The 24,922-nt window shown below is 69.9% G+C and carries 26 protein-coding genes and 1 pseudogene; 22 read left to right on the top strand and 5 right to left on the bottom strand.

The window, feature by feature from the left end:
- Nucleotides 1-417 precede the first annotated feature (417 nt).
- The 3 genes and pseudogenes from ACWEKM_RS18635 to ACWEKM_RS18625 all read right to left on the bottom strand — a co-directional run bounded on the left by ACWEKM_RS18635 (nt 418) and on the right by ACWEKM_RS18625 (nt 2,497).
- Nucleotides 418-924 carry a GNAT family N-acetyltransferase gene (locus tag ACWEKM_RS18635; protein WP_451622262.1) on the bottom strand — a complete coding sequence of 169 codons (507 nt, stop codon included), beginning with the start codon at nt 922-924 and terminating at the stop codon, nt 418-420.
- A 56-nt stretch (nt 925-980) separates the two neighbouring features.
- Nucleotides 981-1,954: pseudogene (locus tag ACWEKM_RS18630) on the bottom strand (IS630 family transposase); the annotation flags it as partial.
- Nucleotides 1,955-2,125: 171 nt separating this feature from the next.
- A complete protein-coding gene (locus ACWEKM_RS18625; RefSeq protein WP_383045435.1) occupies nt 2,126-2,497 on the bottom strand; it encodes an ester cyclase in 372 nt (123 codons plus the stop codon).
- Nucleotides 2,498-2,589: 92 nt separating this feature from the next.
- Here ACWEKM_RS18625 and ACWEKM_RS18620 point away from each other — a divergent pair, with 92 nt between their 5' ends.
- Nucleotides 2,590-3,186 (top strand): TetR/AcrR family transcriptional regulator, encoded by a 597-nt coding sequence (locus ACWEKM_RS18620; protein ID WP_451622261.1) that lies wholly within the window; start codon nt 2,590-2,592, stop codon nt 3,184-3,186.
- 75 nt (nt 3,187-3,261) lie between these two features.
- Here the strand turns inward: ACWEKM_RS18620 and ACWEKM_RS18615 are convergent, their stop codons facing one another.
- The gene (locus tag ACWEKM_RS18615) at nt 3,262-4,113 is read right to left on the bottom strand and encodes an IS5 family transposase (protein ID WP_451622260.1); all 852 of its coding nucleotides are present in this window, start codon (nt 4,111-4,113) and stop codon (nt 3,262-3,264) included.
- Nucleotides 4,114-4,629: 516 nt separating this feature from the next.
- Between ACWEKM_RS18615 and ACWEKM_RS18610 the strand changes: the two genes are divergently transcribed.
- The 13 genes from ACWEKM_RS18610 (at nt 4,630) to ACWEKM_RS18550 (ending at nt 15,951) form a co-directional block, all read left to right on the top strand.
- Nucleotides 4,630-5,136, top strand: coding sequence for an ATP-binding protein (locus tag ACWEKM_RS18610; protein ID WP_451622259.1), 507 nt, complete (start codon nt 4,630-4,632; stop codon nt 5,134-5,136).
- A gap of 256 nt (nt 5,137-5,392) precedes the next feature.
- Nucleotides 5,393-5,938: a hypothetical protein gene (locus ACWEKM_RS18605; protein ID WP_451622258.1), complete on the top strand. Its 546-nt coding sequence runs from the start codon at nt 5,393-5,395 to the stop codon at nt 5,936-5,938.
- A 296-nt stretch (nt 5,939-6,234) separates the two neighbouring features.
- Entirely contained in the window at nt 6,235-6,783 is a 549-nt protein-coding gene (locus ACWEKM_RS18600; RefSeq protein WP_451622257.1) for a hypothetical protein, read from the top strand.
- A 201-nt stretch (nt 6,784-6,984) separates the two neighbouring features.
- Complete coding sequence (locus ACWEKM_RS18595; protein ID WP_451622256.1) at nt 6,985-7,560, top strand: SAF domain-containing protein; 576 nt, start codon at nt 6,985-6,987, stop codon at nt 7,558-7,560.
- A 107-nt stretch (nt 7,561-7,667) separates the two neighbouring features.
- A complete protein-coding gene (locus ACWEKM_RS18590) occupies nt 7,668-8,414 on the top strand; it encodes a hypothetical protein (protein ID WP_451622255.1) in 747 nt (248 codons plus the stop codon).
- Nucleotides 8,411-9,763 carry a CpaF family protein gene (locus ACWEKM_RS18585; protein ID WP_451622254.1) on the top strand — a complete coding sequence of 451 codons (1,353 nt, stop codon included), beginning with the start codon at nt 8,411-8,413 and terminating at the stop codon, nt 9,761-9,763. Before ACWEKM_RS18590 ends, ACWEKM_RS18585 begins: the two co-directional genes overlap by 4 nt.
- On the top strand, nt 9,760-10,665 hold the full coding sequence (locus tag ACWEKM_RS18580) for a type II secretion system F family protein (RefSeq protein WP_451622253.1): 906 nt from the start codon (nt 9,760-9,762) through the stop codon (nt 10,663-10,665). Before ACWEKM_RS18585 ends, ACWEKM_RS18580 begins: the two co-directional genes overlap by 4 nt.
- Nucleotides 10,662-11,561, top strand: a complete 900-nt coding sequence (locus tag ACWEKM_RS18575) for a type II secretion system F family protein (RefSeq protein ID WP_451622252.1) — start codon at nt 10,662-10,664, stop codon at nt 11,559-11,561. Before ACWEKM_RS18580 ends, ACWEKM_RS18575 begins: the two co-directional genes overlap by 4 nt.
- A 45-nt stretch (nt 11,562-11,606) precedes the next feature.
- On the top strand, nt 11,607-11,804 hold the full coding sequence (locus tag ACWEKM_RS18570; protein WP_451622251.1) for a hypothetical protein: 198 nt from the start codon (nt 11,607-11,609) through the stop codon (nt 11,802-11,804).
- Nucleotides 11,805-11,807: 3 nt separating this feature from the next.
- The gene (locus ACWEKM_RS18565; RefSeq protein WP_451622250.1) at nt 11,808-12,221 is read left to right on the top strand and encodes a TadE/TadG family type IV pilus assembly protein; all 414 of its coding nucleotides are present in this window, start codon (nt 11,808-11,810) and stop codon (nt 12,219-12,221) included.
- A 50-nt stretch (nt 12,222-12,271) separates the two neighbouring features.
- Nucleotides 12,272-12,652 carry a TadE/TadG family type IV pilus assembly protein gene (locus ACWEKM_RS18560; RefSeq protein ID WP_451622303.1) on the top strand — a complete coding sequence of 127 codons (381 nt, stop codon included), beginning with the start codon at nt 12,272-12,274 and terminating at the stop codon, nt 12,650-12,652.
- On the top strand, nt 12,649-13,098 hold the full coding sequence (locus tag ACWEKM_RS18555; RefSeq protein WP_451622249.1) for a pilus assembly protein TadG-related protein: 450 nt from the start codon (nt 12,649-12,651) through the stop codon (nt 13,096-13,098). The genes ACWEKM_RS18560 and ACWEKM_RS18555 overlap by 4 nt, the downstream gene beginning before the upstream one ends.
- 135 nt (nt 13,099-13,233) lie before the next feature.
- On the top strand, nt 13,234-15,951 hold the full coding sequence (locus ACWEKM_RS18550) for a BTAD domain-containing putative transcriptional regulator (RefSeq protein WP_451622248.1): 2,718 nt from the start codon (nt 13,234-13,236) through the stop codon (nt 15,949-15,951).
- 479 nt (nt 15,952-16,430) lie between these two features.
- On the opposite strand, the gene ACWEKM_RS18545 is transcribed toward ACWEKM_RS18550, so the two are convergent.
- Nucleotides 16,431-16,934, bottom strand: coding sequence for a hypothetical protein (locus tag ACWEKM_RS18545; protein WP_451622305.1), 504 nt, complete (start codon nt 16,932-16,934; stop codon nt 16,431-16,433).
- Between ACWEKM_RS18545 and ACWEKM_RS18540 the strand changes: the two genes are divergently transcribed.
- The 8 genes from ACWEKM_RS18540 to ACWEKM_RS18505 all read left to right on the top strand — a co-directional run bounded on the left by ACWEKM_RS18540 (nt 16,888) and on the right by ACWEKM_RS18505 (nt 24,798).
- The gene (locus ACWEKM_RS18540; protein ID WP_451622302.1) at nt 16,888-17,967 is read left to right on the top strand and encodes an AAA family ATPase; all 1,080 of its coding nucleotides are present in this window, start codon (nt 16,888-16,890) and stop codon (nt 17,965-17,967) included. The two genes, ACWEKM_RS18545 and ACWEKM_RS18540, sit on opposite strands and share 47 nt — an antisense overlap.
- A gap of 81 nt (nt 17,968-18,048) precedes the next feature.
- Nucleotides 18,049-19,869, top strand: coding sequence for a hypothetical protein (locus ACWEKM_RS18535; protein ID WP_451622247.1), 1,821 nt, complete (start codon nt 18,049-18,051; stop codon nt 19,867-19,869).
- Between the two features lie 87 nt (nt 19,870-19,956).
- The gene (locus tag ACWEKM_RS18530; RefSeq protein ID WP_451622246.1) at nt 19,957-20,433 is read left to right on the top strand and encodes a hypothetical protein; all 477 of its coding nucleotides are present in this window, start codon (nt 19,957-19,959) and stop codon (nt 20,431-20,433) included.
- 152 nt (nt 20,434-20,585) lie between these two features.
- Entirely contained in the window at nt 20,586-20,918 is a 333-nt protein-coding gene (locus ACWEKM_RS18525; protein ID WP_451622245.1) for a hypothetical protein, read from the top strand.
- Between the two features lie 98 nt (nt 20,919-21,016).
- Nucleotides 21,017-21,511, top strand: coding sequence for a hypothetical protein (locus ACWEKM_RS18520; RefSeq protein WP_451622244.1), 495 nt, complete (start codon nt 21,017-21,019; stop codon nt 21,509-21,511).
- Nucleotides 21,508-21,876: a hypothetical protein gene (locus ACWEKM_RS18515; RefSeq protein WP_451622243.1), complete on the top strand. Its 369-nt coding sequence runs from the start codon at nt 21,508-21,510 to the stop codon at nt 21,874-21,876. Before ACWEKM_RS18520 ends, ACWEKM_RS18515 begins: the two co-directional genes overlap by 4 nt.
- 532 nt (nt 21,877-22,408) lie before the next feature.
- A complete protein-coding gene (locus tag ACWEKM_RS18510) occupies nt 22,409-22,954 on the top strand; it encodes an RICIN domain-containing protein (protein WP_451622242.1) in 546 nt (181 codons plus the stop codon).
- A 506-nt stretch (nt 22,955-23,460) separates the two neighbouring features.
- Complete coding sequence (locus ACWEKM_RS18505; protein WP_451622301.1) at nt 23,461-24,798, top strand: MFS transporter; 1,338 nt, start codon at nt 23,461-23,463, stop codon at nt 24,796-24,798.
- Nucleotides 24,799-24,922: the final 124 nt, after the last annotated feature.

Below are 24,922 nucleotides of genomic sequence, written 5' to 3'. Positions count from 1 at the left end.
CCCGCCTCCCCCCCAACCCCGGTCCTCACCCCCGCGCCCCCCGCGCCGGGTGGGCCCCCACGCCCCCTCTGCGGCGGGCGCCCCCGGCGTGCCCCCCCCCCCCGCCCCCCCCGACTACTAGGCTCTACCGTCCGTCGCACCATCCCGGCCGTCTACCTGTGGGCATTCCAGTCCGAGTAGTGTCCCAGGGCGTTTGCGCTACGGAGCTCGGCGAGGATGACCTCGTGCAGCGGGGCCACACCCCGGCCCCCCATCCACTCGGCCAGACGGCACCAGCAGGTCACCCCGAGTATGTTGTGGTTTCGCAGGTCGTGGCGGTGATCAGCACGGTGCCTAGCGCTGTGACCGCATAGGTTCGCCCGGTTGGTGCTGGCGGTCCGCTCTGATGCCGTTCGCGCAACTGCCCTGATGGAAGCGTCACACGGCTCGGTGCATGAACAACCGCGGCCACCTGTCCAGACCATGGGCTGCTTCCCGCATAGGGATGTCCAACAGACCGGGGCCGAGCAGCTTGTCGTCAAGTGGCTGGAATCCGCAGCGTGCGTAGTAGGGAGCGTTCCATGGCACGTCGGCGAACGTCGTGAGGGTCAGGGCGGGGATGCTGTGGGCTGCCGCTCGCTCGGCGAGGTAGTCCAGTAGCCGCCGTCCGATGCCCCGGCGGGCGCTGTCTGGGTGCACCGATACCTGTTCGATGTGCAGGTAGCCGTCGACGTGGTCGGCGATGAGATAGGCCACTGGAGTATCAGACTCGTTGACGGCCGCCCAGGCCAGCCCCGCCCGCTGGTGTCGGGCAAGTTCATCGAGCGGCAGCGGCTCGTCGTCGGCGATCTCAGGCATGCCAAAATCGCGGAAGCACCGCCCGGCCGTTCGCTCGATGTCCTGGAGCAGGGGCAGTTCTTCGATCCGGACCTCTCGAATACGCATGGCCCCATTGTCCAGATCTCATGCTGTGGCTGAGGAGGTTTCCGGACGGGGCTTGATCACGCGGCCGCAGCCAGTCCGCCGCCCCAGCGGATCCCTTTCTCGCTGCGGATGCGGGCGCGACCCTTGCGCTGGGCGGCCAGGACGTCGGGGTGGCGGGCGTTGTTGTTGCGCCAGCGCAGGTAGGCGTGCAGCTCGCAGGTCTGGACCGTGTGGTTCGGATGGTTGGAGTTGGCGAGCGTGAACTGTCCCAGCAGTCCGAAGTGCGCTTCGATCGGGTTCGCCCAGCAGGTGTTGGTCGGGGTGAAGCACAGGTGGACGATGTTGTTTTCCGCCCAGCGGAGGACCTTCTTGCCGTTGTGGGCGGAGAAGTGGTCCAGGATCACGTACACGAGCGCGCCGTCCGGGCGCGCGGCCCGGATCGACCTCAGCGCGGCCGGAGTGTTCGCAGTGCCCTTGCGGCGCCTGTTCACGCCCCACAGTGTGTCGTCGCCGACCGAGTAGCAACCGTGGAAGTAGGTGACGCCGTGGGTGCGCTCGTACGTTGCCGGCAGCCGGTCCAGTTTGCCTTGCCCGGCCCAGCAGTTGCCAGCGGTGGGGCGGATGCCGAGCGGGCCGAACTCATCGAACGCGAACGTGCGGTCGGGGAAGCGTTCCAGGACGTGCTCGATCCGGTCCAGCTTGGCGTCCTATTCGGGACCGGTTGACTCCTTCCAGGTCTTGGTGCGCGGGAAGGTGACGCCTCGTCGGACCAGCAGGCGGCGCAGGGCCTCACGGCCGATGCGGATGACCCTGCCGTGGACCCGGCGCAGTTAGGCGAGCAGTTTGCGGATGGACCATCGTGTGAAGGGCTGTCCGATCTTGGTCGGGCGGGTGGTGGCCGTCTGGATGACGAAGTCCTCGTCGTCAGGATTGAGTAGGCGGGGACGGCCTCCCGCCCACCGAGGTCCAGGCAGGCCAGGCCGATCTCGTTGAACCGGTGGATCACATCCCGCACGGTGTCCTCGTCCGCCTGCACGAGCCGGGCGATGACCTAAGAGCTTCCGCCAGTAGGTCATGGACACGGCAGCAGGACGGCACGAAGGCTCAAACTTGACGATCATGGAGTGTCTGACGCTCTGTGATCATCGGAAGGGCGCGTGACCGTCGCGCCTGCGTCCATGAGCGCTGCGATCCGCCAGGAGTTCCACGCGTTGCCGCCCGATCAGATGGGCTCTGCGGTCATCCAGTGTTCGACGAGGCGGCCGTCCGTCACGCGGACCATGTCCATGAGGACGATCTCGAAGCGTTGGCCGGTGGGCGGCTTGCCGAAGAGGTCGCCTGTGTGGGTGCCGCGGACGGTGTAGCGGTTGGCGACCCAGTCGCCGTTCTCCACGCTTGCCTCGGTGATGATCTCTATGTCGGGGATAGCCGCCACCAGCTGCTCCCACTTCCGCTGCCAGTCCTCCCGGTTGACAGGGCGTCCCTGGTCGAGCGCTTCGGGTGCGACGTGCGCCAGTGCGGAGTCGAAGTCGCCGACGCGACGGGCGCTGTTGATTGCCTGGACCACGGCGGCTGGCCCGAGGGATTCGGACATGGGCTGCTCCTTCCAATCCAATCGGGGACTCTCCCCGTTTAGATTGGCTACAATACGGGGATTATCCCCGATTAGCCAATGGGAGCCTTCTGATGGCAGCGTCGGTGCATCCCGCGCAACCGCCCGGAGCGCAGGGTCGGTCACGCTCCGATGCCCGGCGAAACCGCCAGCGGCTTCTCGACGCGGCGGCGCTGGCCTTCAACGCCGAAGGCGCCGGCGCCTCACTGGACGACATCGCTCGCGCCGCCGGTGTCGGTAACGCGACCCTGTACCGGCACTTCCCAACGCGGCAGGTGCTGATCACGGCGGTGTACGACGATCGGTTCCGCGGGCTGTGCGCGGCTGCCGAGGAGTTCCGCACCACCCGGCCGGCACTCGAGGCGTTGACGACCTGGCTGCGCTTGGTCATTGATCACATCACGGGAAACCGCGGACTGCGCGACGCGTTCATCGCTGCCCACCGGATCGACGCTGACGAGCAGACCCCCGAACTCGTCGAATGGCACCACCTGATCCACGCTACTGCCCAGCCATTGCTTGGCGATGCCCAATCCGCCGGTCACATCCGCCCCGACCTGGCAGCAGACGAACTGCTTGCGCTCACCACCGCCGTCGCCCGCGCGTACAACGGCGCACCACCACGAGCCGACCGCCTGCTGTCCTTGATCCTGGAGGGCATTCAGCGGTAGCCCGCTGGCCGTGCGGGCGCGCTTTTGCTCACTGAGAGGTCGTTAGGAGCGTTTGCCAGTAGGTGGTGGGTGGGGTTATCGGATGCGGGGGCTGGTGAGTCGAGTGTCCCATCGGTGGGTGTACCAGGCTCTTCGGATCAGGCTGCGGACGGTGATGATCGCGGTGGCGAGGGCGAGGTAGAACTCGGTGCAGATCCGGCGTCGTTCGGTGTTGCGGCGGAGCTTGCCGAAGTTGTTCATCCACGAGTTCGTGCGCTCTACCACCCAGCGGCTGTCGGTCTGGATCGGCGTCTTTGTGCCGCGTTTCGTGATCCGTGGGGTGATCTCGCGCTCGGCGAGGTCGGTGTAGACGGGCTGGTAGTCGTAGCCGGCGTCCAGACTCAGCTTCGGGTTCTCGGGCAGATGGTCCAACGCGCGGGTGAGAGTGGCGAATTCGTCGAGGGTCTCGGGCAGCAGGGTGTGGTCCCTCGTGTTGGCACCGGCCGGGATCGTGATCACGGGTATGCCGTAGCCGTCGGTCAGCTGGGACCGCTTCAGCCCTTGTTTCCCGCGGTCCACCGGAGACTTGCCCGCGGTCTCCCCGCCGGAGGGGGCTTTGGTGGTACAGCCGTCTGCGGCCAGGTGCTCCAACTCGAGCCCGACGACTCGGTCGTAGGCCCTGAGTGCCGCGAGGACCAGGTGCCCGGCGACGCCGGCGGCAATCCACTCGTCGCGGCGGCGCCGCATTGTGGTCGCCGAACAGTTGGTGTCCGCGACCCGTTCGTATCCCATGCCCGACACCAGAGCCAGGACCAGCTTGTCGAAGACCACCTCGTCCGAGATGCGCGGATTATGGCACCCCAGCGGGTGCCTGTCCTCCCGTTCGGGCAGCAACGCGAGGAACTCCTCCCGGATCGGCGCGATGATGGACGCAGGCACGACAGGCAACGAACTCTCCCGATGATCACAGAGCGTAGACAACTCCATGATCATCAAGTTCGAGCCTGCCGTGCCGCCGACCTCACCGTGCCCATGACCTACTGGCGGACGCTCTAAGCGCCTCGGTACGTAGGCCACGTAGGTCAGCGGGTGCGTCGGCGGAGCAGGGGGAGGGGGCGCCGTACGCCGCAGGCTGAATTCTGACACCTCGGTGCCAACGACGGTCACCGGTGTGGAAGAGGAACTGCGCCTGCTTGGCGCCTGTAGTGAAAGTCTTTGAAAGACCCGGTCAGAGGGGTGTTCCGCTCTTCGGAGATCCACGGTGTGGTGGTCGCGACCCAGTCACGATCAAACGGGGGAGGTCCCTACCGTGGCGCCGATTCTATTCACCGCTATGTTGCTGCTGCCGTTCGTGACGGTGGCTGGCCCATTCGTGCTGTGTGAAGCACGCGACTGCGCCCGCCCGGGATGTGGCCGCCACCGCCGCGTCGTACATGGGCGTCACGCTGCCTGTGGAGGGCGGCGATGACCGCATACGACGCCTTGGGCGCCGCCCCGTGTGTCCTGTGGCGCTGGACGAGCTACACCCCTGACGCCCCGGCACAGGCTCGTGCCACCCTGCGCTGTGCCCTCGACCAGCTTGGCTTCGGCGGGGAGGCGATCAGCGACGCGGTGCTGGCCGTCTCCGAGCTCGCTGCCAATGCCACCCAGCACGCGGTGGGACCGTACGAGCTGCGCCTGCGTCGCACCGCTGCTGGGGTCATCTGCGAAGTCGAAGACCATGATCCGCGCATCCCAGAGGTTCCCGCATTCCCCGCCACTGCGCCGTATGCCCCCGCCCGGGAGAACCGTGGGGGTGGCTTGGAGGCGTTGTGTGCGGTGCTATCCGAGAGCGGGCGTGGTCTGCACATTGTCCATGAACTCACCAAGGGGGCATGGGGATTTCGAGGTCGAGAAAAGACAAAGACGGCCTGGTTTGCGGTAACCCCGCTCCTCGTGACCGGTTCAGAGTCTCGTAGTGCTTTGAACTGAGTGTTTGGCTGGGGAGTTGAGCGAGGCGATTTATCGGGCTTGTAGATGAGCCTCTGAAAGTGATGCTCGTCGCTCATTCGAGCGATGAGCGCCACTTTTCTTTGGTGAAGTGGGTTATCAACACAGAACGGCGGGTCGGGAACAGGATGGGATTCATCCTCCTGTTGTGGTTGGCCGGAGCGTCTCAGGGTAACTCCAGTCACATCTGATCACTTAGAGTACCTATGCAGGTGTGGAGGGTGACGAAAGGTGGGGGATGATGAAGACGCACTGGCGAACCAATGTGCTCCTGGCTGGGGTGGGCGGGGCGGTCGCAGGTCTCTTGATGGCCGGTTGCGGAGGGAGCTCATCAGGCGCGAGACCACTGCCGGCGGGTACGGCCGCGACGGCAGCTTCTCATCCTGCGGTAACGGAACATGCTGATGCGCTCGCCGCTTACCGGGCCATGTGGCACGACCTGACAGTCGCGTCGAGAACCTCGGACGCTGCTTCGCCGCTGCTGGATGACCACGCACGCGGTGGTGCGTTCGAGCTGCTGAAGTACGGGTTGCAAAAGTCCAAGGAGGAAGGACTCGTCAGCAAAGGGGCGCCAAAGGTGCATCCGGAGGTGGTGTCCCCGGGCGCCAGCAAGGTGGTGCTGGCGGACTGCGTGGACGACACCGACTGGCTGCTGTACAAGCGCAATGGCGAGCTGAAGGACGACGTTCCCGGCGGCCATATCAAGACGGACGCGACCGTCCAGCGCGCCCAGGGAACGTGGAAGGTCACGGACCTCTACATGTACGAGGCTGGATCATGCTGATCTGCCGCAGAGAGTCCGTTGGTTGGTTCACGGTCGCGGGTGCTTTCGCGCTGCTCGCAGCGGCCACGATCCGACCAGCATGGGCGGATGGCACGGGTGGTTCGCAGTTCGCCGGAGTTGCGTGTGGCCCGGGCGCGTGCGACGTGAGGGCGAAGAGCGTCACTAGGAGCCGGAGCGGTTCAGGGAAGAGCAGACGGGTGCCCCGCCGAAGGGCAGCAAGGCCCGGGGGCAATGGAGGGCCGAAAGGTCCGCCAGCGATCACTTCGAGCGGTTGGGAGTACGACCTGGGTGGTGGCATGGGGATTCTTCCGCGCTTCGATTCTGAGGAGGTGGAGAAGGGCAAAGCAGGAGGCAAACACCAGATTCCGGTGGAGGCGGTTGTCCGGCGGGCTGTGGAGCGATTGGAGTTGCCGAAGCCGGTGATCCACACGAGTCCGGATGAGGATTTGATCCAGGTGGTGCACGTGCCCACGTGGATGTGGGTGGAGCGCTCCACGTGGGGGCCGGTGTCGGTGTCGGCTGCGGTGGAGGGCGTGGAGGTGACGGCGACGGCCCGGCCGCGGAACGCGGTGTGGTCGATGGGCGAGAGCGGCCGGGTGGTGTGCCGGGGCCCGGGTACCCCGTATTCGGATGCTTACAGCCCCAAGGCGTCGTCTCCGGACTGCGGTTACACCTATCGTCGGGCGTCGTTGTCCGTGCCGGGCCGGGCGTACACGGTGCCGGTGCAGGTGACCTGGGACGTCGAGTGGCATGGGGGTGGTCGGACCGGGGTGGTGCCGGGTCTGGTGATGGCTGCTGAGCGGCAGTTGGTGGTGGATGAGGTACAGACGGTTGTTACGCGCTGACGGCTCGGGGTGAGGGTGCGGCCCGTGCAGGGCGGGCCGGTGGACGACGTTGGAAGTCTCTTGATCGTGAGGTGAATGGTGGGTACCTCCTTGTCTTCTTCAGCCGTGAAGGGTGGCGGGTTGCGGGTGCCGGGCGCACGCCGGCCGGGCCCGGAGCAGCCACCGGCGGTGACGGGCGCCCGGCGGCGCAGGCTGGGCTGGGTGTGGGCCGGGGTGGGGGCGGTGGTGGTTTCGGCAGTCGGCTTCACGCTGGTCGCGCAGGAGGTGGGGGAGCGGGATCAGGTTCTCGTGCTGGCCCGCGATGTGCCGGCCGGTCGGGTGCTGAAGCCGGGCGATCTGCGGGTGGTGGAGGTGGCGGCGGACGCGGGTGTGGTGCTGTTCGCGGATCGGGGCAGGGTGCTGGGGCGGCGGGTGAGGGTTCCGCTGGTGGCCGGGTCGCTGCTGGCCGCGGGCCAGGTGGGTACGAGTGCGGTCTTCCCGCCGAAGGGGTTCTCGCAGGTGGCACTTGCCGTCGAACCGGGTGGTGCGCCACCGGATCTTGCTCGCGGGGAGCGCGTTGCGGTCCTTCCCGGTCCGGCCGGTGCCGGAACGGTGGGCGATGAGGAACGGGTGGCTTCGGCGGTGGCGGGGCGGGTGTCGGGGGTACGGGAGCCGGAGTCTGCGGGTGGGCTGCGGGTGGTCACGGTGCTGGTGGAGACCGGGGCGGCTCGGCGGGCAGCGCAGTTTGAGCATCCGCGTGTGGTGGTGCTTCCTGCCGAGGGGCGTGAGGCTCCGTGAGGCGGCTGGTCGTTCTCGGGTCGGTGACGGGTGCACCGGGGGTGACCACGACGGCGCTGGCTCTCGCTGCTGTGTGGCCGCCGGAGGCGGATGGCGGGGTGCGGCCGGTGGTGGTGGAGGCGGATTCCTCTGGTGGTGACCTGATGATCCGTTTCGGTCTGCCATCTGCTCCCTCGTTGCTGGATGTTGCGGCGGTGGCCGGGCAGCCGTATCCGGGCTCTCTGCTGGGCGCGGCAAGTGAACTGCCCTTCGGGGTGCGGGCGGTGGTCGCGGTGCCCGGCCGTGGCCCGTGCCGGGAGGCGGTGCGGTTGCTGGCCGGTGGGTCCGGGCGGCGGGTGTTGCTGGGGGATGACCGTGACCGGGGCACGGTGCTGCTGGATGCGGGGCGCCTGGGCGAAGACGTCGGGCCGTTGCTCGACGCTGCCGACCGGGTCGTGCTGGTGGCGCGGGGCGGGGCGGAACCGTTGACCCATGTGTCCGCGTGCGGTCTGGACGTTGACGCGTGTGCGGGGCGGCTGACGCTCGCCGTGGTCGGGCCGTGTCCGTACCCGGCTGAGGAGATCGCGTCCACGCTCGGTATCGGGCGGGTGGTCTTCCTGCCCTGGGATGCCAGGAGTGCGGCTGCGATGAACAGCTCCCGGCACCGGGTGCTGCGCATGGCCGGGTTTCGGCCGCAACCGCTGCTGACTGCCGCACGGATGCTGGCGCGTGAGCTGGCCGCACCGCAGGCAGTCCCGGCCGGGGCGAGGGCCGTGGAGGGTGACCTCGGGACGGATGACCACGTGGCGCGGCTGGCTGTGAGGAGTCGGTCAGGTCTGGTTGAGGGGCCGGGAGCAGGGGTGAGCGGATCATGAGCGAGTTGCTGATGCCACCCGGGCTGGTGCCCGGTGGTGGCGAGCGGGAGCTGGCGCAGCTGGTGCGGCAGCGTGTGGCGGCCCGGCTGGCGGCGTACGCAGGCGAACGCGAGGCGGCGGGTTTGCCGACGGAGGATGAAGCGGCTCGGCGGGCCACCGTGGGCCTGCTGCTGGACGAGGAACTGGGGGAGCAGCGGCGCCAGGCGCTTGCCCGGGGCGGGCCGGTGATTGATGCCGCGGCGGAGGAGCGGATCGCGCAGACGGTCAGGGACGAGCTGCTGGGCACCGGCCGTCTGGAACGGCTGCTGGCCGATCAGACGGTCGAGAACATCTGCGTCAACGGCTGTGATGTGGTCTGGGTCAAGGACGCGGCGGGCGCATGGCGCCAGGAGGCACCGGTGGCCGCCTCGGACGAGGAGCTGGTGGAGCTGGTCCGTACCCTCGCTGCCCGCACGGGCGGTGAGGAGCGCCGCTTCGACCGTGGCGTGCCCCGTCTGAACCTGCAGCTGCCAGACGGGTCGCGGTTGTTTGCGGTGATGGCGGTGACGGGCCGGGTGTCGCTGACGATCCGCCGCCACCGCTTCCCTGCCGCGTCGATGGCGGAGCTGGTGCGGCTGGGGGTGTGCGACGAGCAGCTCGCCGTATTCCTGCAGGCTCTGGTGCGAGCGCGCAAGAACATCGTGATCGGCGGCGGCACGAATGTCGGCAAGACCACCGTGCTGAGGGCCTTCGCCCACGAGATCCCGCCCCAGGAGCGCCTGGTGACGATCGAGGACACCTTCGAACTCGGCTTGGACTCCGACCCGGTGGTGCACCCGAACGTGGTGGCCATGCAGGCGAGGGAGCCGAACATCGAGGGGCAGGGTGGCATCGGCCAGGCGGAGCTGGTGCGGTGGGGGCTGCGGATGTCCCCGGACCGGGTGATCGTTGGGGAGATTCGCGGGGCCGAGGTCATCCCGATGTGCAACGCCATGAGCCAGGGCAACGACGGCTCGCTGTCCACCATCCACGCCTCCACCTCGCGCGGGGTATTCACCAAACTCGCCTCCTACGCCGCGCAGTCTCCGGAGCGGTTGTCGCTGGAGGCGACGAATCTGATGGTGGCTTCCGCGGTCCACTTCGTCGTCCACCTGGGCTGGGATGCGGTGGGTCGGCGGGTGATCGGCTCGGTTCGTGAGGTGATCGACGCGGACGGGGCGCAGATCATTTCCAATGAGGTCTACCGGCCGGGTCCTGACGGGCGTGCCGTGCCTGCTACTCCGCTGTGTACCGAGACTCTCGATGACCTGGTTGCCGCTGGACTGGATGCCCGGAGTGGGTCCTTTCCGTGGTGGGGGGCGGCATCGTGAGCGGCCTGGTTGGTACAGCCGGTTGGACGGGCATTTCGGTGGCGTGCGGGACGGTGTTCGGGCTCGGTCTGGTGGCCATCGGCTATGGCGCGGTGCGGCGAGCGGCGCGCCAAGAGCGGCCGGGCCTGTGGCGTGCGCTGGTGGCGCGGCTGCCTGCGGACTGGACCACGCGGAGGGTGATGATCGCGATGGTGGCCGGGTTGGTTGCGGGGGCGTTGACGGGATGGCCGGTGGCGGCGGTGCTGGCCACGGTTGCCCTGCTGACCTTGCCTGGTCTGCTGGGCCCGGACCGGCATGCGGCGCGGCGTACGGAGCGGATGGAGGCGCTGGCCCTGTGGACGGAGATGCTGCGCGACACCCTCTCCGCCGCGGCCGGCCTGGAGCAGGCTGTGCTGGTGACCACGGACATTGCCCCTGCCGCGCTGGAGCCCGAACTGCGGGATCTGGCGGGCGCGGTCCGCTCCGGGCAGCCGTTGCCAGCCGCGCTGCGAGGGTTCGCCGAGGAGGTTGATGACCCGCTGGCCGACGTGGTGGTGGCTGCCCTGGTGATGGCGGTGGAGCGGCAGGCGAGCCAGTTGGCGCCGTTGCTGGGTGAGCTGGCGGAGTCGGTGCGCGAGCAGGTGGCCATGCGGCAGCGCGTCGACGCCGGACGCGCGAGCGTGCGCACCGGAGTGCGGGTGACCGTGATCGTCACCCTGGGTATGGCGGTGGGGCTGGTGGTCCTCAACCGGCCCTATCTGGATCCCTTCAACACGCTGACCGGGCAGGCGGTGCTCGCGGTGGTGGGTGCTCTGTTCGCCGCGAGCTTTACCTACCTGACCGCGGTCGGCCGCATCGAGGAACCCGTCCGCCTCATCAGCCCGACCGCTACGGCGGGTAGCGACCCCGGGGGTGCGCGGTGATCGTCATGCTGTTCGGCGCGCTGTTCGGCGCCGGGGCGACCGCCCTCGTCTACGGCCTGCGCCCGCCGAGGCCCGCGCTCGCCGACGTCCTCACCGCTCTCAACGCCCCGGTACCACCAGTGGATGCACGCGCGGGCGGGGCGGACGACGGGGAGTGGGCCACGCGGCTGGGCAGGCGCGCTGTACCGGTGGTGCGGGCACTGGGCTTTCCCACCGCTTCGCTGCGTGCGGACCTGACGGTGTGCGGCACGGACGAGGAACACCATCTGGCGGGCAAAGCGGTCTGCGCCATCGCCGGACTCCTCGCCCCGTGGATGGCCGTACTCCTGCTGCGTCTCGGCGTGAACGTCGAGGCGGGCTGGTGGATGCCGCTGGCCGGCTCACTGGCCCTGGCCGCCGTGCTGTTCTTCGCTCCTGATCTGAATGTGCGTCAGCAGGCCGCGAGGCGGCGCCGGGAGATGCGCCACACCCTCAGCCTCGTCCTGGACCTGACGGTGATCGCACTGGCCGGCGGCGCCGGGATCCAGCAGGCTCTCGCCCAGGCCGTGGCCGCGCCGCAGGGGTGGGCGGCGGGGCGACTGCGCCACGCCCTGCATGTCGCCCAGCTCACCCGTACCAGCCCCTGGCCTCACCTGGGTGAACTGGGACGCCACCTGACTGTGGCGGATCTGACCGAGCTGTCCTCGACGCTGAGCCTCGCGGGAAGCGAGGGCGCGAAGATCCGCGGCTCGCTTGCGGCGAAGGCGCGGGCGATGCGGCGGCGCAGGATCTCGGAGGCCGACGGGGCCGCCCAGGCCGCCACCGAGCGTATGTCGCTGCCCGTGGTCGGACTGTTCGCCGCGTTCCTGCTGCTGATCGGCTACCCGGCCCTCGCCCACGTCATGTCCATCACCTGAAACCCCCTGCCGCACGAGTAGAGACCCGCAGAAGAGAGCACCGTCATGTTGCACCTCGACACCCTGGCCCGACTGGTACGCGCTCGCCTGGCCGAAGTCCGCCGGCATGCGCGCTCGGATGCGGGCTACACCACCGAGACCATCGTGGTCACCGCTCTGCTGGCGGTCCTGGGCCTGACCGTGGTGGGCATCATCGTCGCCAAGGTCACCGCCAAGGCGAACGGCATCGACCTGGGCGGCTAACCGGTGACCACGTTCCTTCGCAGGCCGCGAGGCGACCGCGGGTCCGCGAGCACCCAGCTGGTGCTGGTGGTCCCGGCACTGCTGCTGATGGCGCTGCTGGTGGTGCAGTTCGCGCTGGTCTGGCACGCACGGCATATCGCCCAGTACGCCGCCCAGCGGGCCCTGGCCTCCGCCCGCACCGAGCACGGAACCGCGGCCGACGGCCGTACCCAGGCACGGCGCAGCCTGGCCGCACTGGGCAGCCGGGTACTGACCCGCCCGACCGTGACCACGAACCGCACAGCCACACAGACCAGTGTGCGCGTGCGAGGGACAGTGATCCGCGTGCTGCCCGTCCCGGGGCTGGTGTTGCACGCTTCCGGCACCGCCTCCGGTCCCACCGAGCGGATCACCACTCCCATCGGAGACCGGCCATGATCCGGCAGATGCGCCGCGCACGAGTCGGCGGGGAACGGGGTTCGGCTGCGGTGGAGCTGGTGCTCGTCACGCCACTGCTCGTCCTCGTGCTCCTGGTCGTGGTGGCCTTCGGGCTGCTCGCAGATGCCCGCCTGGTCGTGGCGGACGCCGCCCATCAGGCCGCCCGTGCAGCGTCCCTCGCACGCAGCGAGAAGGATGCCCGTACCCAGGCGGAGCGGGCGGCGCGCGCGGCACTGCGCGAGGCGGGAGCCTCCTGCAGGCGCCCGGGCGTCCGTATTGCCACCGGCGGCCTCCTGCCGGGCGCCACCGTGACGGCTCAGGTCTCCTGCACCGCTGACCTGAGCACGCTCACCCGCACCGGGCTGCCCGGCCACGTGCCGCTGACCGGGACCGCTTTCTCCGTCGTCGACACCTTCAGGAGCGCCCCGTGAAACGACGAGGACACGCGCATCCGGTACGGGGCCGCATCCGGATTACGGCCGGGGACGACCGGGGACAGGTCACCGGGTTCATCGTGGGTGTCTTTGCCGCACTGTGGCTGTTCGCGGGGATCGTCGTCGACGGCGGTCTTGCCCTGGCCGGCAAAGCCCAGGCCCTGGACGTAGCGCAGGAAGCCGCCCGCACCGGAGCCCAGCAACTGGACATCGGCGGACTACGGCACGGCGACGAAGTCCGCCTCGTAGCCGACAAAGCAGTGGCAGCGGCACGTGCCTACGTCGACTCCACCGGAAACAACGCCACCGCCGTGGTCAAGGGCGATGCCGTCACCGTCCGCGTCACCCACCATCAGCGCACCCAGATCCTGCAGCTGATCGGCCTGCGCACCCTTACCGTGCACGCCACCGGCACCGCACACGCCGAACGCACCACTCCATAAACACCATTCACCACCCCTGTTCCGGCCGACGAGAGCGAACCGGCGCTGAATTACCCACCGCAGCTGCGCCAGCGCCTGACCGCGGCCGCAACGGCCGTCGGCACCCTGGCCGTCACGCTCGCCCTGCTGGCCGGGATGCCCTGGATCCTGTGGCAGGCCACCGGCTTTCCCTGGCCTGAACACGTCTCCTCCCTGGCCGAGTTCGGCCAGCGGCTGACACAGCCGGTCAGCGACCCCTTGATGACCGACATACTCGCCATGGTGGGCTGGGCGTGCTGGGCCGCATTCGCCTGCACCGTGGTCCGCGAGACCCTCTGGTACGCCACTCATCTCCCGCAGTTGCTGCGCGACCGCCACGCCCACCATGAACACGTGGCCGCCCTGTCCGTGAAGGGTTCGCTGGCCGCGCTGTGCATCGGCACGCTCGTCGTCGCCTTGATCGGCCTGTGGCGTCCCCAGACAGCCACTGCCCAGGATTTTCCCTCACCGGGCGAGGCACGGCCTCGCGTCACCGCGACAGCCTCTCTCATTCCGGCCTCGGGGCAGCCCATGCCTGCATCCCTGGCCATGCCGGCGCCGACGCAGACCACGACGGCCACACCGACACCGGAACCCTCCACTACGAACGGTGAGACTGAGCCGGTCCGGCATGTCGAGTACACGGTCATCAAGGGCGACACCCTCTGGGACATCGCGCGCACGCATATGGGCGATGCGCTCACATGGCCGCGCATCTACGCACTGAACAAGAACCGCGTCCAAGGCGACGGAGCCCGGCTCACCGACCCGGATCTGATCCGCCCCGGATGGCAGTTGACCGTCCCCGTCAGCCGGGCCGACACGGTGCAAAGTCCCGCCCCCACCACAGCAGATCCGGCACCGGCCACCACACCCACCAAGCCCACCAAGCCCGCCGAGACCCCGCGAACACTGCCGACTCCAAACCGGCACACGGACACCAGCCGAGAGGAGGGCGGCGAGCACACTCCTGCACAGCCCGGCCGGCGTGGCGAGGCCACGGCCAAACAGACAGGTACGACGACGGGTCCGGCCGCTATCGGCCTGGGGGAGGCGAGCCTGATCGGCATCACTGCCGCGGCCGGCCTGTTGGCCGCACGCCGCTACTGGTACTGGCACCAACACCGTCGGCGTGAGCCCGGCCAGGAGGCGGACATCCCCGCACTGAGCCCGCTGGTGGACAAGGCCGCACAGGCCGCACACGCGGCCCTGCGGCCCCGCCAGCCTGAGGATCCCCACCTTTTGGCCCCCCGCCGTACCCCGCCTCAGCCACCCCGCAGCCCGGGCACGGTCACCATCGGTGTGCGCGGGGACGCCGAAGTGCCCTTCGACGAACTGGCCGTGCCCGGAGGCTGCACCTGGACCGGCCCCGGCGCCGAGAGCGCCGCCCGCGCTCTGTTGACCGGGATCCTCACCGCCGCGGAACGTCGGCGCCCCGGCCCTTCGAGCGTTACCGCGGTCGTCCCCCACGAGGTGGCTGAGCGTCTGCTGCCCGGACTGCCCGACCAGTTCACCGGCCTGACCCAGAGCCCCGGCCTGTCGGAGGCTGTCCGGAGGGCCGAACAGCACCTGATCGCCCACGCCCGCGCCCACGACGAACACGACACCACCCCGGTGGTAATTGGGCAGGAAGATGCCGGCGGCGCAGCGGAGACCGGGCCGGGCACTCTCCTCCTGCTCACCGTGCCGGACCCTGTCCACGTCGGACAACTGCAGGCCCTGGCTGCCCGCAGCAGCCCCACAACCCTGATCGTCCTCACTCTCGGGATTCCGCTGCCCGGCGCCGACTCCTGGCACGTTGCCGACGACGGCACCACCACCTCAGCCAGCTCCTCCGGTCGGCATCCTGGCCCGCTCAGGCTGTTCCACCTCACGCCGGACGCCGCACGCGACGTGACCGACGTCCTCCTCACCGCCCACGGCGAGCGGCGCCGCCTGCGCATCCTTCCCACCCCCGCCCCTCACACCGGCAAAGAGCCTCCCGACACTCCTGCCAAGCCCCCAGCAGACGGCGTGCCCACACGCCCGCACGCGGCCGGCGCCTCATCTCCGGCACAGACCAGCCCTGTACGCCTTCACGTCCTGGGCCCCGTCACCCTCTATGCCCGCGGCCACCCCGACCCCATCGGCACCAACCTCCGCGGTGAAGTCCGCGAATTCCTCGCTCTGCTCGCCGCCCACCCCGCCGGCCTGCTCGCCTCCGACATCGCCGACAAACTCCACCTTGCCCCCGGCAGTGACCAGAACGCTCTGAAAAACCTCCGCCGTGCTGTCAGACGCGCCCTGCGCGCCGCTACGGGAATCACCGCACAGGAATTCATCCTCCTCCAAGGGGAACTCCACAAACTCCATCCAGAACTTATGGAAACCGATCTGGATGATTTCAGCCGTATCCTGAAAGAGGCATTCTCCGCCTCCGCTGCGGGAGAAGAATCCGATAATTCTCTGGCTGCTGTGCGTGAGGCCCTGGGCCACTACCGCGGCCCCTTCGCTCACGGCAGCGACTACCTGTGGGCCGACACGGTCCGCGAACACCTGGCCATGAAGGCCACCGACGCCGCCCTCCGCCTGGCCCGCCCAGCCGAGCACGCCGACGCCGCACCGCGCGACCGGGACACCGTCCTGGCGATGCTGGAACACCTGGGCACCATCCACCCCGACCACGAACGCCTCGCCCAGCACATCATCCGCCTTTACCAGGCCGCCGGACGCCACGACGCCGCCCGCCACACCTACACCCGCCTGACTCGCCACCTCAAAGGTCTCGGCCTCGAACCCGACCCGGCAACCCAAGCCCTCATCACGCCCCGCACCCACACCCGTCACACCAGGTAAAGACGCAGCTCACGACCCCTGCGTGCCTCGCAACGCCGTGTGGTGACCTGTTGGCGTCCGCCCCGTCGTATCTGGTGTCGTATCCGCCGCCGTGTCCCTGTACGCGCTTGGATGCGGCACCCCCGCGCCACCCGAAGACGCAGGCCAGGGGCCCTGCGAGCCACCGGCGGGCGAGGGCGACTGTATATCGGTGCAGCAACGCATCCCGATCTGCCAACAGCCCGCGGCCCCCCGCCCCGGCACGTCACGGCCGGCGACCGGCCGCACCCACTCCGGTCCATCAGTCTTCTTTGTTCTGTTCACTCCGCTTCCGCACCGGTTCGTTCAGTCTGGTTCAAGGACACCTGACGGCACCTGCACATGTTCAAGGCGCGGCGGCACCCAGGCATCGCCGAAGGTGCCGCCGCGCCGGGGGCCGCGCCGGGGGCCGCGCCGGGGGCCGCGCCGGGGGCCGCGCCGGGGGCCGCGCCGGGGGCCGCCTATTCGTGCGTGCACTCGATTTTCCGGAATTCCGGCGCCGTGGGGGTGCCTGGGAATCGGTCGTGCAGGTCACCGGGCACGACGCCTTGCGTCGCGCCTATAGAAAATGCCCTGAAAAACGGTCGTGAATTCACGAGAATTCCAGCATTATCAAGCCTGAATACTGCTTCAGGTGGGGCGCGGGTCGAGCTATATTTGAATAGTTCCCGGAAAGGCCGGGAATGAAAAACCCGCCAATGGGGTCCGCCCGAAAACGGATAACGGGTGAAGTGCGCCCTGTTACCCGGTGAAAGGACTTTCTCGATGACGAACACCGCCACACCTGCGCCCGCCTCCCCGCCTTCCGGCCCCGCCGGGCAGCAGCCCGCCTCCGCAGCGCCGAATTCCCCCACGACGCCCGCGGGGCCCGCGCCCGGCCCGGGCGGCAAGGCGCGCCCGGGCGAACTGCGCGCGAGGATCGCCCAGGTGCTGGCGGCGAGTCCGGGCAGGGTCTTCACGGTCACGGAACTGGCGCACCGTCTGGGGCATTCGGGTGGGGCGGTCGGCAACGCGTGCGAGACGCTGGTGTGCCGGGGTGAGGCGGAACAGGCCGGTTCCAAACCCCGTACGTACCAAGCGACTTCGGCAACGGCCACCGCAGCCCAGCACACCGCACCGCCACCTTCTACCCCGGGTGGCACGCCTCGGGCGCCGCGCCAGGCATCCCGGCAGGCGGCTTCGGCTCCGCCGCCGGGCGGGCGGCCGGTGCCGATCGTCCGCCCCAACGGGCAGACCTACCACCCGAGGGCGCTGGCCCAGCTGCCGGATGTCGAGGCGCTGCGCAGGCTGCGGGAGGCGCAGGTGGCGGTGTTGCTGTACGGGCCGCCGGGCACGGGGAAGACCTCGCTGATCGAGGCGGCCTTCCCGGACCTGATCACGGTGGCCGGAGACGGCGACACCACGGTCGGCGACCTGATCGGCGAATACACCCAGGACGCGGGCGGCGGCTACGAGTTCGCCTACGGACCGCTGGTGAGTGCCATGCAGGAAGGCCGCGCCCTCCTCCTGGACGACGCCACCCTGATCTCCCCGAAGGTGCTGGCCGCCCTGTATCCGGCGATGGACGGCCGCAGGCAGATCCAGGTCAAGGCCCACAAGGGCGAGACGATCACGGCCGCCGACGGCTTCTACGTGATCGCCGGACACAACCCGGGCGTTCACGGCGCGGTCCTCACCGAGGCCCTCGCCTCCCGGTTCAGCGTGCAGATCCAGGTCGGCTCCGACTACGACCTGGCGGCCTCCTTGAAGATCAACCGGACGGCGGTGCGGATCGCCCGCAACCTTGCCACCCTGCAGCAGGCGGGCGATGTCGGATGGGCGCCCCAGCTACGGGAACTGATCGCCTTCCAGAAGATCGCCGATGTCCTCGGCGCCGAGACGGCCTTCGCCAACCTGGTCGGCATCACCCCCCTGGAGGACCGGGACACGGTCGCCGAGATCGTCACCAAGGCGATCGGCCGCCCGGTCACCGCCCTGGCCCTGGGCCGCCAGCTCTGACCGCCCCACCCGGGCCCGGCCGAGCGCGCCGGGCCCGGACCCCCCCACGACCGCCCCTCCTGGAAGGGATCCGTATCCGCCATGCCCACACACACCCAGGCCCACGTCCAGCACACCCCGCCCGCCCTGTCCGCAACCGAACAGGCCCTGGCCCGCTGGGAGGACGACGGCGGCCCCGCCTTCGAACCCCGGCCCGGGTCGCAGGCCGGACAGTGGCTGCGCATCGCCGCCGCCCTGACCGAACGCCTCCCGGAACTCGCCGAGCGTGAGGACGTGATCGTCACCTGCGAGCACGGTACCCGCTCCGGCGCCCCCGCCGCGTTCTTCCCTGCCACGGCCCAACTGGAGATCGACGCCGCCCTGTTCGCCCCGCTGAACCCCGCCACCGTCGACCCCACCCGGGTCGGCGACGAGGAGAACTACCCGGTCGCCTGGGGCGCCCTCACCCACGAGGCCGCGCACGCCGCCCACAGCCGCTGGACGACCCCGCCCCCGTTGTGCGGAACGGCCCTGGACACGGCGGCCCAGCTGCTGGAGGAGTCCCGCGCCGAGCACGCCCACCTCGTCCGCCGCCCCGGCGACCGGAGGTTTTTGCGGGCCGCCGTCCAGACCCTGGTCCTCGAAGGCTTCACCAGCCACACCCCCGCCGACCGGTGGCGGGCGGCAGCGGCGGCCGGACTGATCCTCGCCCGCCGGGACGCCGGAATCCTCGACGAGGACGAGACCGACGCCCTGGAGAACACCGTCACCGCCATCGTCGGCCCCGACCTCCTCGAGGCCCTCGCGGCAATCTGGACGGCCGCCCACGCCACCGGCGACGAGGACGAGCAGGCCATGCTGGAGCACGCCCGGGCCTGGTGCCAGCTGCTCGGCACCGACCCTTCCGGTCCGGAACCAGCCCCGGACCCCGCCGCCGGGCACCAAGGGGAGCTGGCCGAGGCGATCAGGAAGGTCCTCGGTGCGGTGGCCGCGAACGAGGCCGCACAGTCCACAGCCCGATCACACGTGGCCGCCACCCAGACGGCCCGGACACGGGCGAAGGCCGCCCAGGCCGCCCACGCACGGCAGGCCGCCAAGACGGCCGAGAAGGTCTTCGCGCCCGGCGGACGCCCCTATACCCCCGGCAAGACGGCCACATCCCGGCGCGGCCGGTCCCCGGTGACCGGCACCCGCCCGCCCACCCGCGCGGAGAAGGCGGCGGCCGGGCAGCTCGCCCGGGCCCTGCGCGCCGCCGCCTACCGGGAACGCACCACCACGGTCACCGCCTCGGCGGCCCCGCCCGGACGCCTGAACATGCGTCAGGCCCTCGCCCGCGACGCGCAGAAGGCCGCAGGCGCGACCCCCACAGCGACCCCCTGGGTGCACACCGTGCACCGGGCAGGCCCGACGCCGCCGCTGCGGGTGGGCATCGCATGCGACGTCTCCGGCTCCATGGGCCTCGCCGCCGAACCGATCGCCTCGGCCGCTTGGATCGTGGCCAAGGCCGCCGCCCTCACCGACCCCGACTCCCGCAGCGCGACCGTCGCCTACGACCGGTCGGTCACCGCGATCACCGCACCGGGCCGCGCCCCCAACCGGGTCACCGAGTTCGACGCCAGCGGGATGGGGCACAGCCTCGCCGAGGCCATCGACGCCCTGGAAGCAGGCGCAGGTCTGACTCAGCCCGGGGCGGGCCGTCTGCTGGTGATCGCCTCCGACGGCTACTACCACCCCAGGGAAGCCGAACAGGCGGCCGCACGCATCGCCGCCCTGCGCGCGACCGGATGCGCGGTGCTGTGGCTCGCCTTCGACCCCGAACCCCGCCCCCTCCCCGGCACCACCCTCCTGCAACTCACCGACCCCGCCCAGGCCGCCGCCGCGATCGGCAAGGCAGCCACCACGGCCCTCGCCACCACCCCCTGACCCATCTGGTGCCGCCCCGGCCCCGCCCGGGGCGGCACCCCGCCACCCGGCACCGAACCGACCAGCCCAGCGAAGGAGTCCCACGCCATGCCGTCGCTCGCCGAACGCGCCCACGCCGCCGCCACCTTCATCCGCCACCACAACGTCATCAGCCTGCACGGCCCCTACCGGGGCGAGGAACACGCCCGCACCGCCGTACGGCTGGCCGCCGCCCTCGGAATCGGACTGGACCAGATCACCACCACCCCGGACTGGCTGCGCCGCCGCACTACCCCGGGCGAGCCCATCCTGGCCACCGCCACCTGCCCTGACACCGGTGAGACATACACCTTCCTCGCCCGATCCCCGATCTACGACGACGACCCGTTCGAACTCCTCGGCCCCTGCCCCGAGTGCAGCGGGACGGTACCCCTCGCCGAGATCCGACACCTGGCCGACCTCGGTACCCACCTGGCCCACCCGCCGCTCAAGCCCGAGGAGGCCATGCACACCGACAGGCTCCCGGACACCTTCACCCGGGACGAAGGCCACACCTGCACCTGCTCCTACGGCGAAACCCTCTGACCTCCAACCACCCACCACGGAAAAGGACCCTGCCGCCATGACCAACCACATCAGCCGCCTCCGTGGCACCGACGACCCAGCCAATGCCCCTGCCCGCCGCGCCCGGTTCCAACGGCCCAACCCGACGTACCCCGGGGAACGAGGCCCTTCGCATGAGCCTCGGCGAGGACGGCCTTCAGCTCCTTGACCCCCAGAGCCAGGAGCGAGGCACCGCGCTGGGCGAACCGGCCGACTTGGTCCTGCGCACCGCCCGCGAGGCGGACCGGCTGCACGGCAAACTCCGCCGCCACGCCGCCCACGTGCGCGACCGCCTCGGCGACCTCGTCAACCCCCACCTGGATCCGGCCTTCGTCCCGGTCACCGGCCTGCTGCAGAACACGGGCCACACCACCGACCTGCACGCCGCCCGCTTCGCCCAGCAGATGAACCAGCTCACCCAGGACCTTGACAGCTACCAGGCCACCGTACGGCGCACCGGGCTGTGACCAGGCGCCGTTGACCATGCGGGGGCCCGCACCCGGGCCCCCGCCCCCCGGCCGACCAGGAACCACCCCAGCCCGTCCGCTCCGGAAGGACCTCGTCCATGCCCGATATCGACATGCCGCAGCACCCCACGGTCGTGCACCGGATTCTCCAGCACGCCCACGATCTCCTCACCGCCTCCGAGAACGAGGAAGACCCGCCCCTGGCCGAACTGCTGGCCCACGCAGCAGACCACATGCCGGCCGAGGACCGCGCACACCTGGACTCGCCAGCCCTCGCCTGGGCCGTGGCAGAGGCCGCCGCACAACTCCTCGCCCGATGCAAGATCCCCGTCACGGCGGGCAACCCGAACGTGGCGTACTGCCTGCAAGCGCTCGACCGGCTCCCGCGTACGGCCCGCACCAGCCTGCTCACCGCCACCATCCGGTACACGGCATCCGACCCCCACAGCGCCCCGCCACCGGACACACGCGTCTCCATCCCTTGGCGGGCAGACGGCCGCCCGGATAGTAAGACGGGTACCTGCCTGTGCCCGTGCAACGACGGCAGTTTCTGCGGCGGCTGCGGCCACGCGGGCTGCGGACGACGACGATGAACCGGCACGCCGCGTGCGACGACGGCGAGACTCCGATGCGCCACGATGACGGCGTCGAGCCCGAGGACGGTGAGCCGTACGACGAGGTCGCCGACCCGCATACCGGTGCCGTTCGGGTGTGCGCCCACCGCTGCGACACGTGCATCTTCCACCCGGGCAACCTCATGGACCTGCAGCCCGGCCGCGTCGCAGCCATGGTCACCCAGGCACGGCAAGCTCAGGGACACGTGGTCTGCCACGGAACCCTCGGAACCGAGACACCGGCGATCTGCCGAGGCTTCGCCGACGGCCCCGACCAAGGCCACAGCCTCGCCCTCCGCCTGGCCCGTGCCCTGGGCACGCTGCAGGAGATCTTCCCGCCATGACCGCCACACCGAACCCGCCGGGACCGGGCACTCGCCTGCTGGCCGAGCAGCGCAGTCCCGGCGACCCCTGACAGCCCTTGCCCGTCCGGCACCCACCGGGCGACCGCCTTCAACAGGCGGTGCCACCTTTCGGGAGAACACCGTGGCGCTCGACACCGTCGGCCAGAGGGGGACGGCAGGTGCTACGCAGGCATGTTCCACGGCGTACTGTCAGGCAGTCGACGCTGCCTACTTGACGCGCTGTACTGGGGAACGGGCGGTATTCCGCCCGTGCGTAATTCCCGACTGAGCAGTCGGCACACAGGACATACTGGCGAGATTGATCTTGCCGGGAGGTGTGCCCATCGGGAGCGCTGAGATTGCCAGGGGGCGCGTGAAGAATTGTTCCGATGGACGCCACCGCGCCCTCGCTACCAGCCATTACTACTCTTGGTTTCCAATTTATGACGCAAGGTAATTATGGGTTCTGTGCTGGCTCAGCACAGCCGGCACGGACACCTGCCGTCTGCCTCATAGATTGGGGAACACCTTTATGCGAACCTCGACCGCGACCACCCCGCCACTGCGCTCCCGTGCCCGCTGGCGCCGTCACGCAGCCGCAATCGGGACCTCGCTGACCGCGCTCACCCTCGCCGTGGGCGTGGCCACCAGTGCTTCGGCCGCCGCCCCCAGCCACGTCTTCAACCGCAACTCCGGTCTGTGTCTGAACGTCAAGAGCTACAGCACCGGCCCGGGCGCCCCCACTCAGATCTGGAACTGCAACAGCGACCCGGCCGAACAGTGGGAGCACCGCAGTGACGGAACCCTGTACAACCCGAACTCCGGCCAGTGCCTGAACGTCAAGAGCTACAGCACCCAGCCGGGCGCCTCCACCCAGATCTGGCCCTGCAACGGAAACCCGGCCATGCGCTGGCAGTGGCGCAGCGACCGCACGCTCTACAACCCAAACTCGGGCCTGTGCCTTAACGTCAAGAGCTACAGCACCGAGCCGGGCGCCGCCACTCAGCTCTGGTACTGCAACGGAAACCCGGCCGAATACTGGGCTCCCTTCACGCCACCGACCGCAGCGACCGCCTGACACACGCCTGCCGAGGGCTCCTCCGCATCGACTCCCAGGCTCGGCCGAGCACTCTCCCCGCCGAGGCAGAGTCGACGTGATGGATATTGCGGGCCAGTACAAGGCCCGCAATGTCCAAATGCATCAGTAAGAGGTCGCGCGGATAGGTGCTCCGCGGCGACGAGCTTCCCGTGCTCAGGAAGCTCTGCAGAACGGGCCTACGAGTGAAGAGATGAGACGACAGGCAGGTGTCTGAGCCGGGCGTCTCCGCCCTGGTAGCGTTCACGGCATGTCTGCTGCTTCGTGTGCGGCCGCTTGCGCCGCAGTGACCAGGACGTCCCGCTAGCGGCGGGACGTTCGACTCACACACTCCTCCTGGACGTCCAGCCGCTTCGTGATCAGACCGGAGCGGCACGTTTGTGCTGCTCAGAACATTCTGAGCGACGGAGCACCTGATGCTTCCAGGCATCCTTTCTTCCCGCGGGCACAGCCCGTCCCCGGCACGCGCATGGCTGGTGCTGTGCGCGGTGTCCATGCTGCAGTTCTTCATTGCGGTCGACGTGACCGTGGTCAACATCGCCCTGCCCTCGATCGGCGCCGACTTCAACATCGACGGGCACTCCCTGACCTGGGTCGTGGTCGGGTACACGGTCACCGGCGGCGGGATGCTGATGCTCGGTGGCCGGCTGGGCGACCTGCTCGGGCGGCGGCGCGTGCTGCTGCTCGGCACCGGCCTGTTCGGCGCCGCGTCGCTGCTGGCGGGCCTGGCCCCCACGTTTTCCCTGCTGGTGGTCGCGCGCCTGCTGCAGGGCGCCGGTGAGGCCATCGCGCTGCCCGCTGCAATGGCCACCATCGTCCTGATGTTCCCAGAAGGCCCGCGTCGGTCGCGGGCCCTGAGCGTGTGGGCGGCGGTGGCCAGCTGCGGTCTCGTGCTCGGATTCGTCCTGTCCGGAATCGTCACCGCCCACCTGGGGTGGCGGTGGATCTTCCTGGTCTCGGTTCCGTTCATCCTGGTCGTGCTGCTGGCAGCCGTCTTCCTGGTCAAGGGGGACCGGCCCGTGGCCAAGGACGCCCCGCGGCTGGACCTTCACGGCGCGCTGTTGCTGACCGCCTGCCCGCTGCTGTTCATCTTCGGCGTGGTCGAGGCCGGTAAACCCGGAACGCCCGCATGGGTGGTCCTGGGGGCGCTGGCCGGGGCGGTGGCCGCCGGGGCCGGTTTCGTGCGGGTCGAGACACGCTCGCGCAACCCGCTGCTGCCGCTGCGCTTCTTCGCCAACCGCACGCGTGTGGCGGCCAACCTGGCCACGATGCTGCTGAGCGGGGGGGTGTCGACCTCGTTTCTGCTGTTCACCTTCTATCTGCAGGACCGGTTGGGCATCGGCCCGTTGGGCGCGGGTCTGACGATGCTGCCTCTGGCGGTCTCGCTGATCGTGTTCTCCATGCTCGTGCCTCGTCTGCTGGGCCGCTGGGGAGCACGCGCGTGTGTGCTTGCCGCGGCCGCGATGGCCGCGATCGCGCTCGTCTCGGCCCTGCGGGCAGGCGGCATGACGATGATCCCGGCCATGCTCCTGATCGCGGCCGGGATGGGGTTCGGCATCGTGGGGCTCCAGTACCTCGCGGTCAGCGGCGTCACCGAGGACGACGCCGGGACCGCCTCGGGCATCCAACGCGCGGCTGACCAGCTGGGCGGTGCGACCGGGGTAGCAGTCTGCGTCGGGACCGGGTTCGCCCCGTCCTTGCACTCCTTCGACCCATTCCTGGTGGCCACCCTGCTGGCCGTCATGGGGCTCGTGACCGGTGCGGTCGTGGCTTGGCGCATGCCCGCGCCCGTTTCCGCAGCGGACCTGCAGGAACAGGCCGGGTGACCTTCGCCCCGCCGGGGGGGGGGGCGCCCCCCGGGGGGGGGGGCCCCCCCCCGCGGGCGGGGGGGGGGAAGGACCCCACCGGCCGCCCGCCGGGTAGGGGGCCCGCCCCCCCCCGGCCAAAACG

Source organism: Streptomyces sp. NPDC004752 (assembly GCF_053601275.1).
This window is presented reverse-complemented; position numbering and strand designations above follow the sequence as displayed.

What these genes read in the sequence shown, in the direction of transcription:
- ACWEKM_RS18635 (WP_451622262.1), bottom strand. Translation starts at nt 924, where the DNA reads ATGCGTATTCGAGAGGTCCGGATCGAAGAACTGCCCCTGCTCCAGGAC.
- ACWEKM_RS18625 (WP_383045435.1), bottom strand. Translation starts at nt 2,497, where the DNA reads ATGTCCGAATCCCTCGGGCCAGCCGCCGTGGTCCAGGCAATCAACAGC.
- ACWEKM_RS18620 (WP_451622261.1), top strand. Translation starts at nt 2,590, where the DNA reads ATGGCAGCGTCGGTGCATCCCGCGCAACCGCCCGGAGCGCAGGGTCGG.
- ACWEKM_RS18610 (WP_451622259.1), top strand. Translation starts at nt 4,630, where the DNA reads ATGACCGCATACGACGCCTTGGGCGCCGCCCCGTGTGTCCTGTGGCGC.
- ACWEKM_RS18605 (WP_451622258.1), top strand. Translation starts at nt 5,393, where the DNA reads ATGATGAAGACGCACTGGCGAACCAATGTGCTCCTGGCTGGGGTGGGC.
- ACWEKM_RS18600 (WP_451622257.1), top strand. Translation starts at nt 6,235, where the DNA reads ATGGGGATTCTTCCGCGCTTCGATTCTGAGGAGGTGGAGAAGGGCAAA.
- ACWEKM_RS18585 (WP_451622254.1), top strand. Translation starts at nt 8,411, where the DNA reads ATGAGCGAGTTGCTGATGCCACCCGGGCTGGTGCCCGGTGGTGGCGAG.
- ACWEKM_RS18570 (WP_451622251.1), top strand. Translation starts at nt 11,607, where the DNA reads ATGTTGCACCTCGACACCCTGGCCCGACTGGTACGCGCTCGCCTGGCC.
- ACWEKM_RS18550 (WP_451622248.1), top strand. Translation starts at nt 13,234, where the DNA reads ATGCCCTGGATCCTGTGGCAGGCCACCGGCTTTCCCTGGCCTGAACAC.
- ACWEKM_RS18535 (WP_451622247.1), top strand. Translation starts at nt 18,049, where the DNA reads ATGCCCACACACACCCAGGCCCACGTCCAGCACACCCCGCCCGCCCTG.
- ACWEKM_RS18530 (WP_451622246.1), top strand. Translation starts at nt 19,957, where the DNA reads ATGCCGTCGCTCGCCGAACGCGCCCACGCCGCCGCCACCTTCATCCGC.
- ACWEKM_RS18525 (WP_451622245.1), top strand. Translation starts at nt 20,586, where the DNA reads ATGAGCCTCGGCGAGGACGGCCTTCAGCTCCTTGACCCCCAGAGCCAG.
- ACWEKM_RS18520 (WP_451622244.1), top strand. Translation starts at nt 21,017, where the DNA reads ATGCCCGATATCGACATGCCGCAGCACCCCACGGTCGTGCACCGGATT.
- ACWEKM_RS18515 (WP_451622243.1), top strand. Translation starts at nt 21,508, where the DNA reads ATGAACCGGCACGCCGCGTGCGACGACGGCGAGACTCCGATGCGCCAC.
- ACWEKM_RS18510 (WP_451622242.1), top strand. Translation starts at nt 22,409, where the DNA reads ATGCGAACCTCGACCGCGACCACCCCGCCACTGCGCTCCCGTGCCCGC.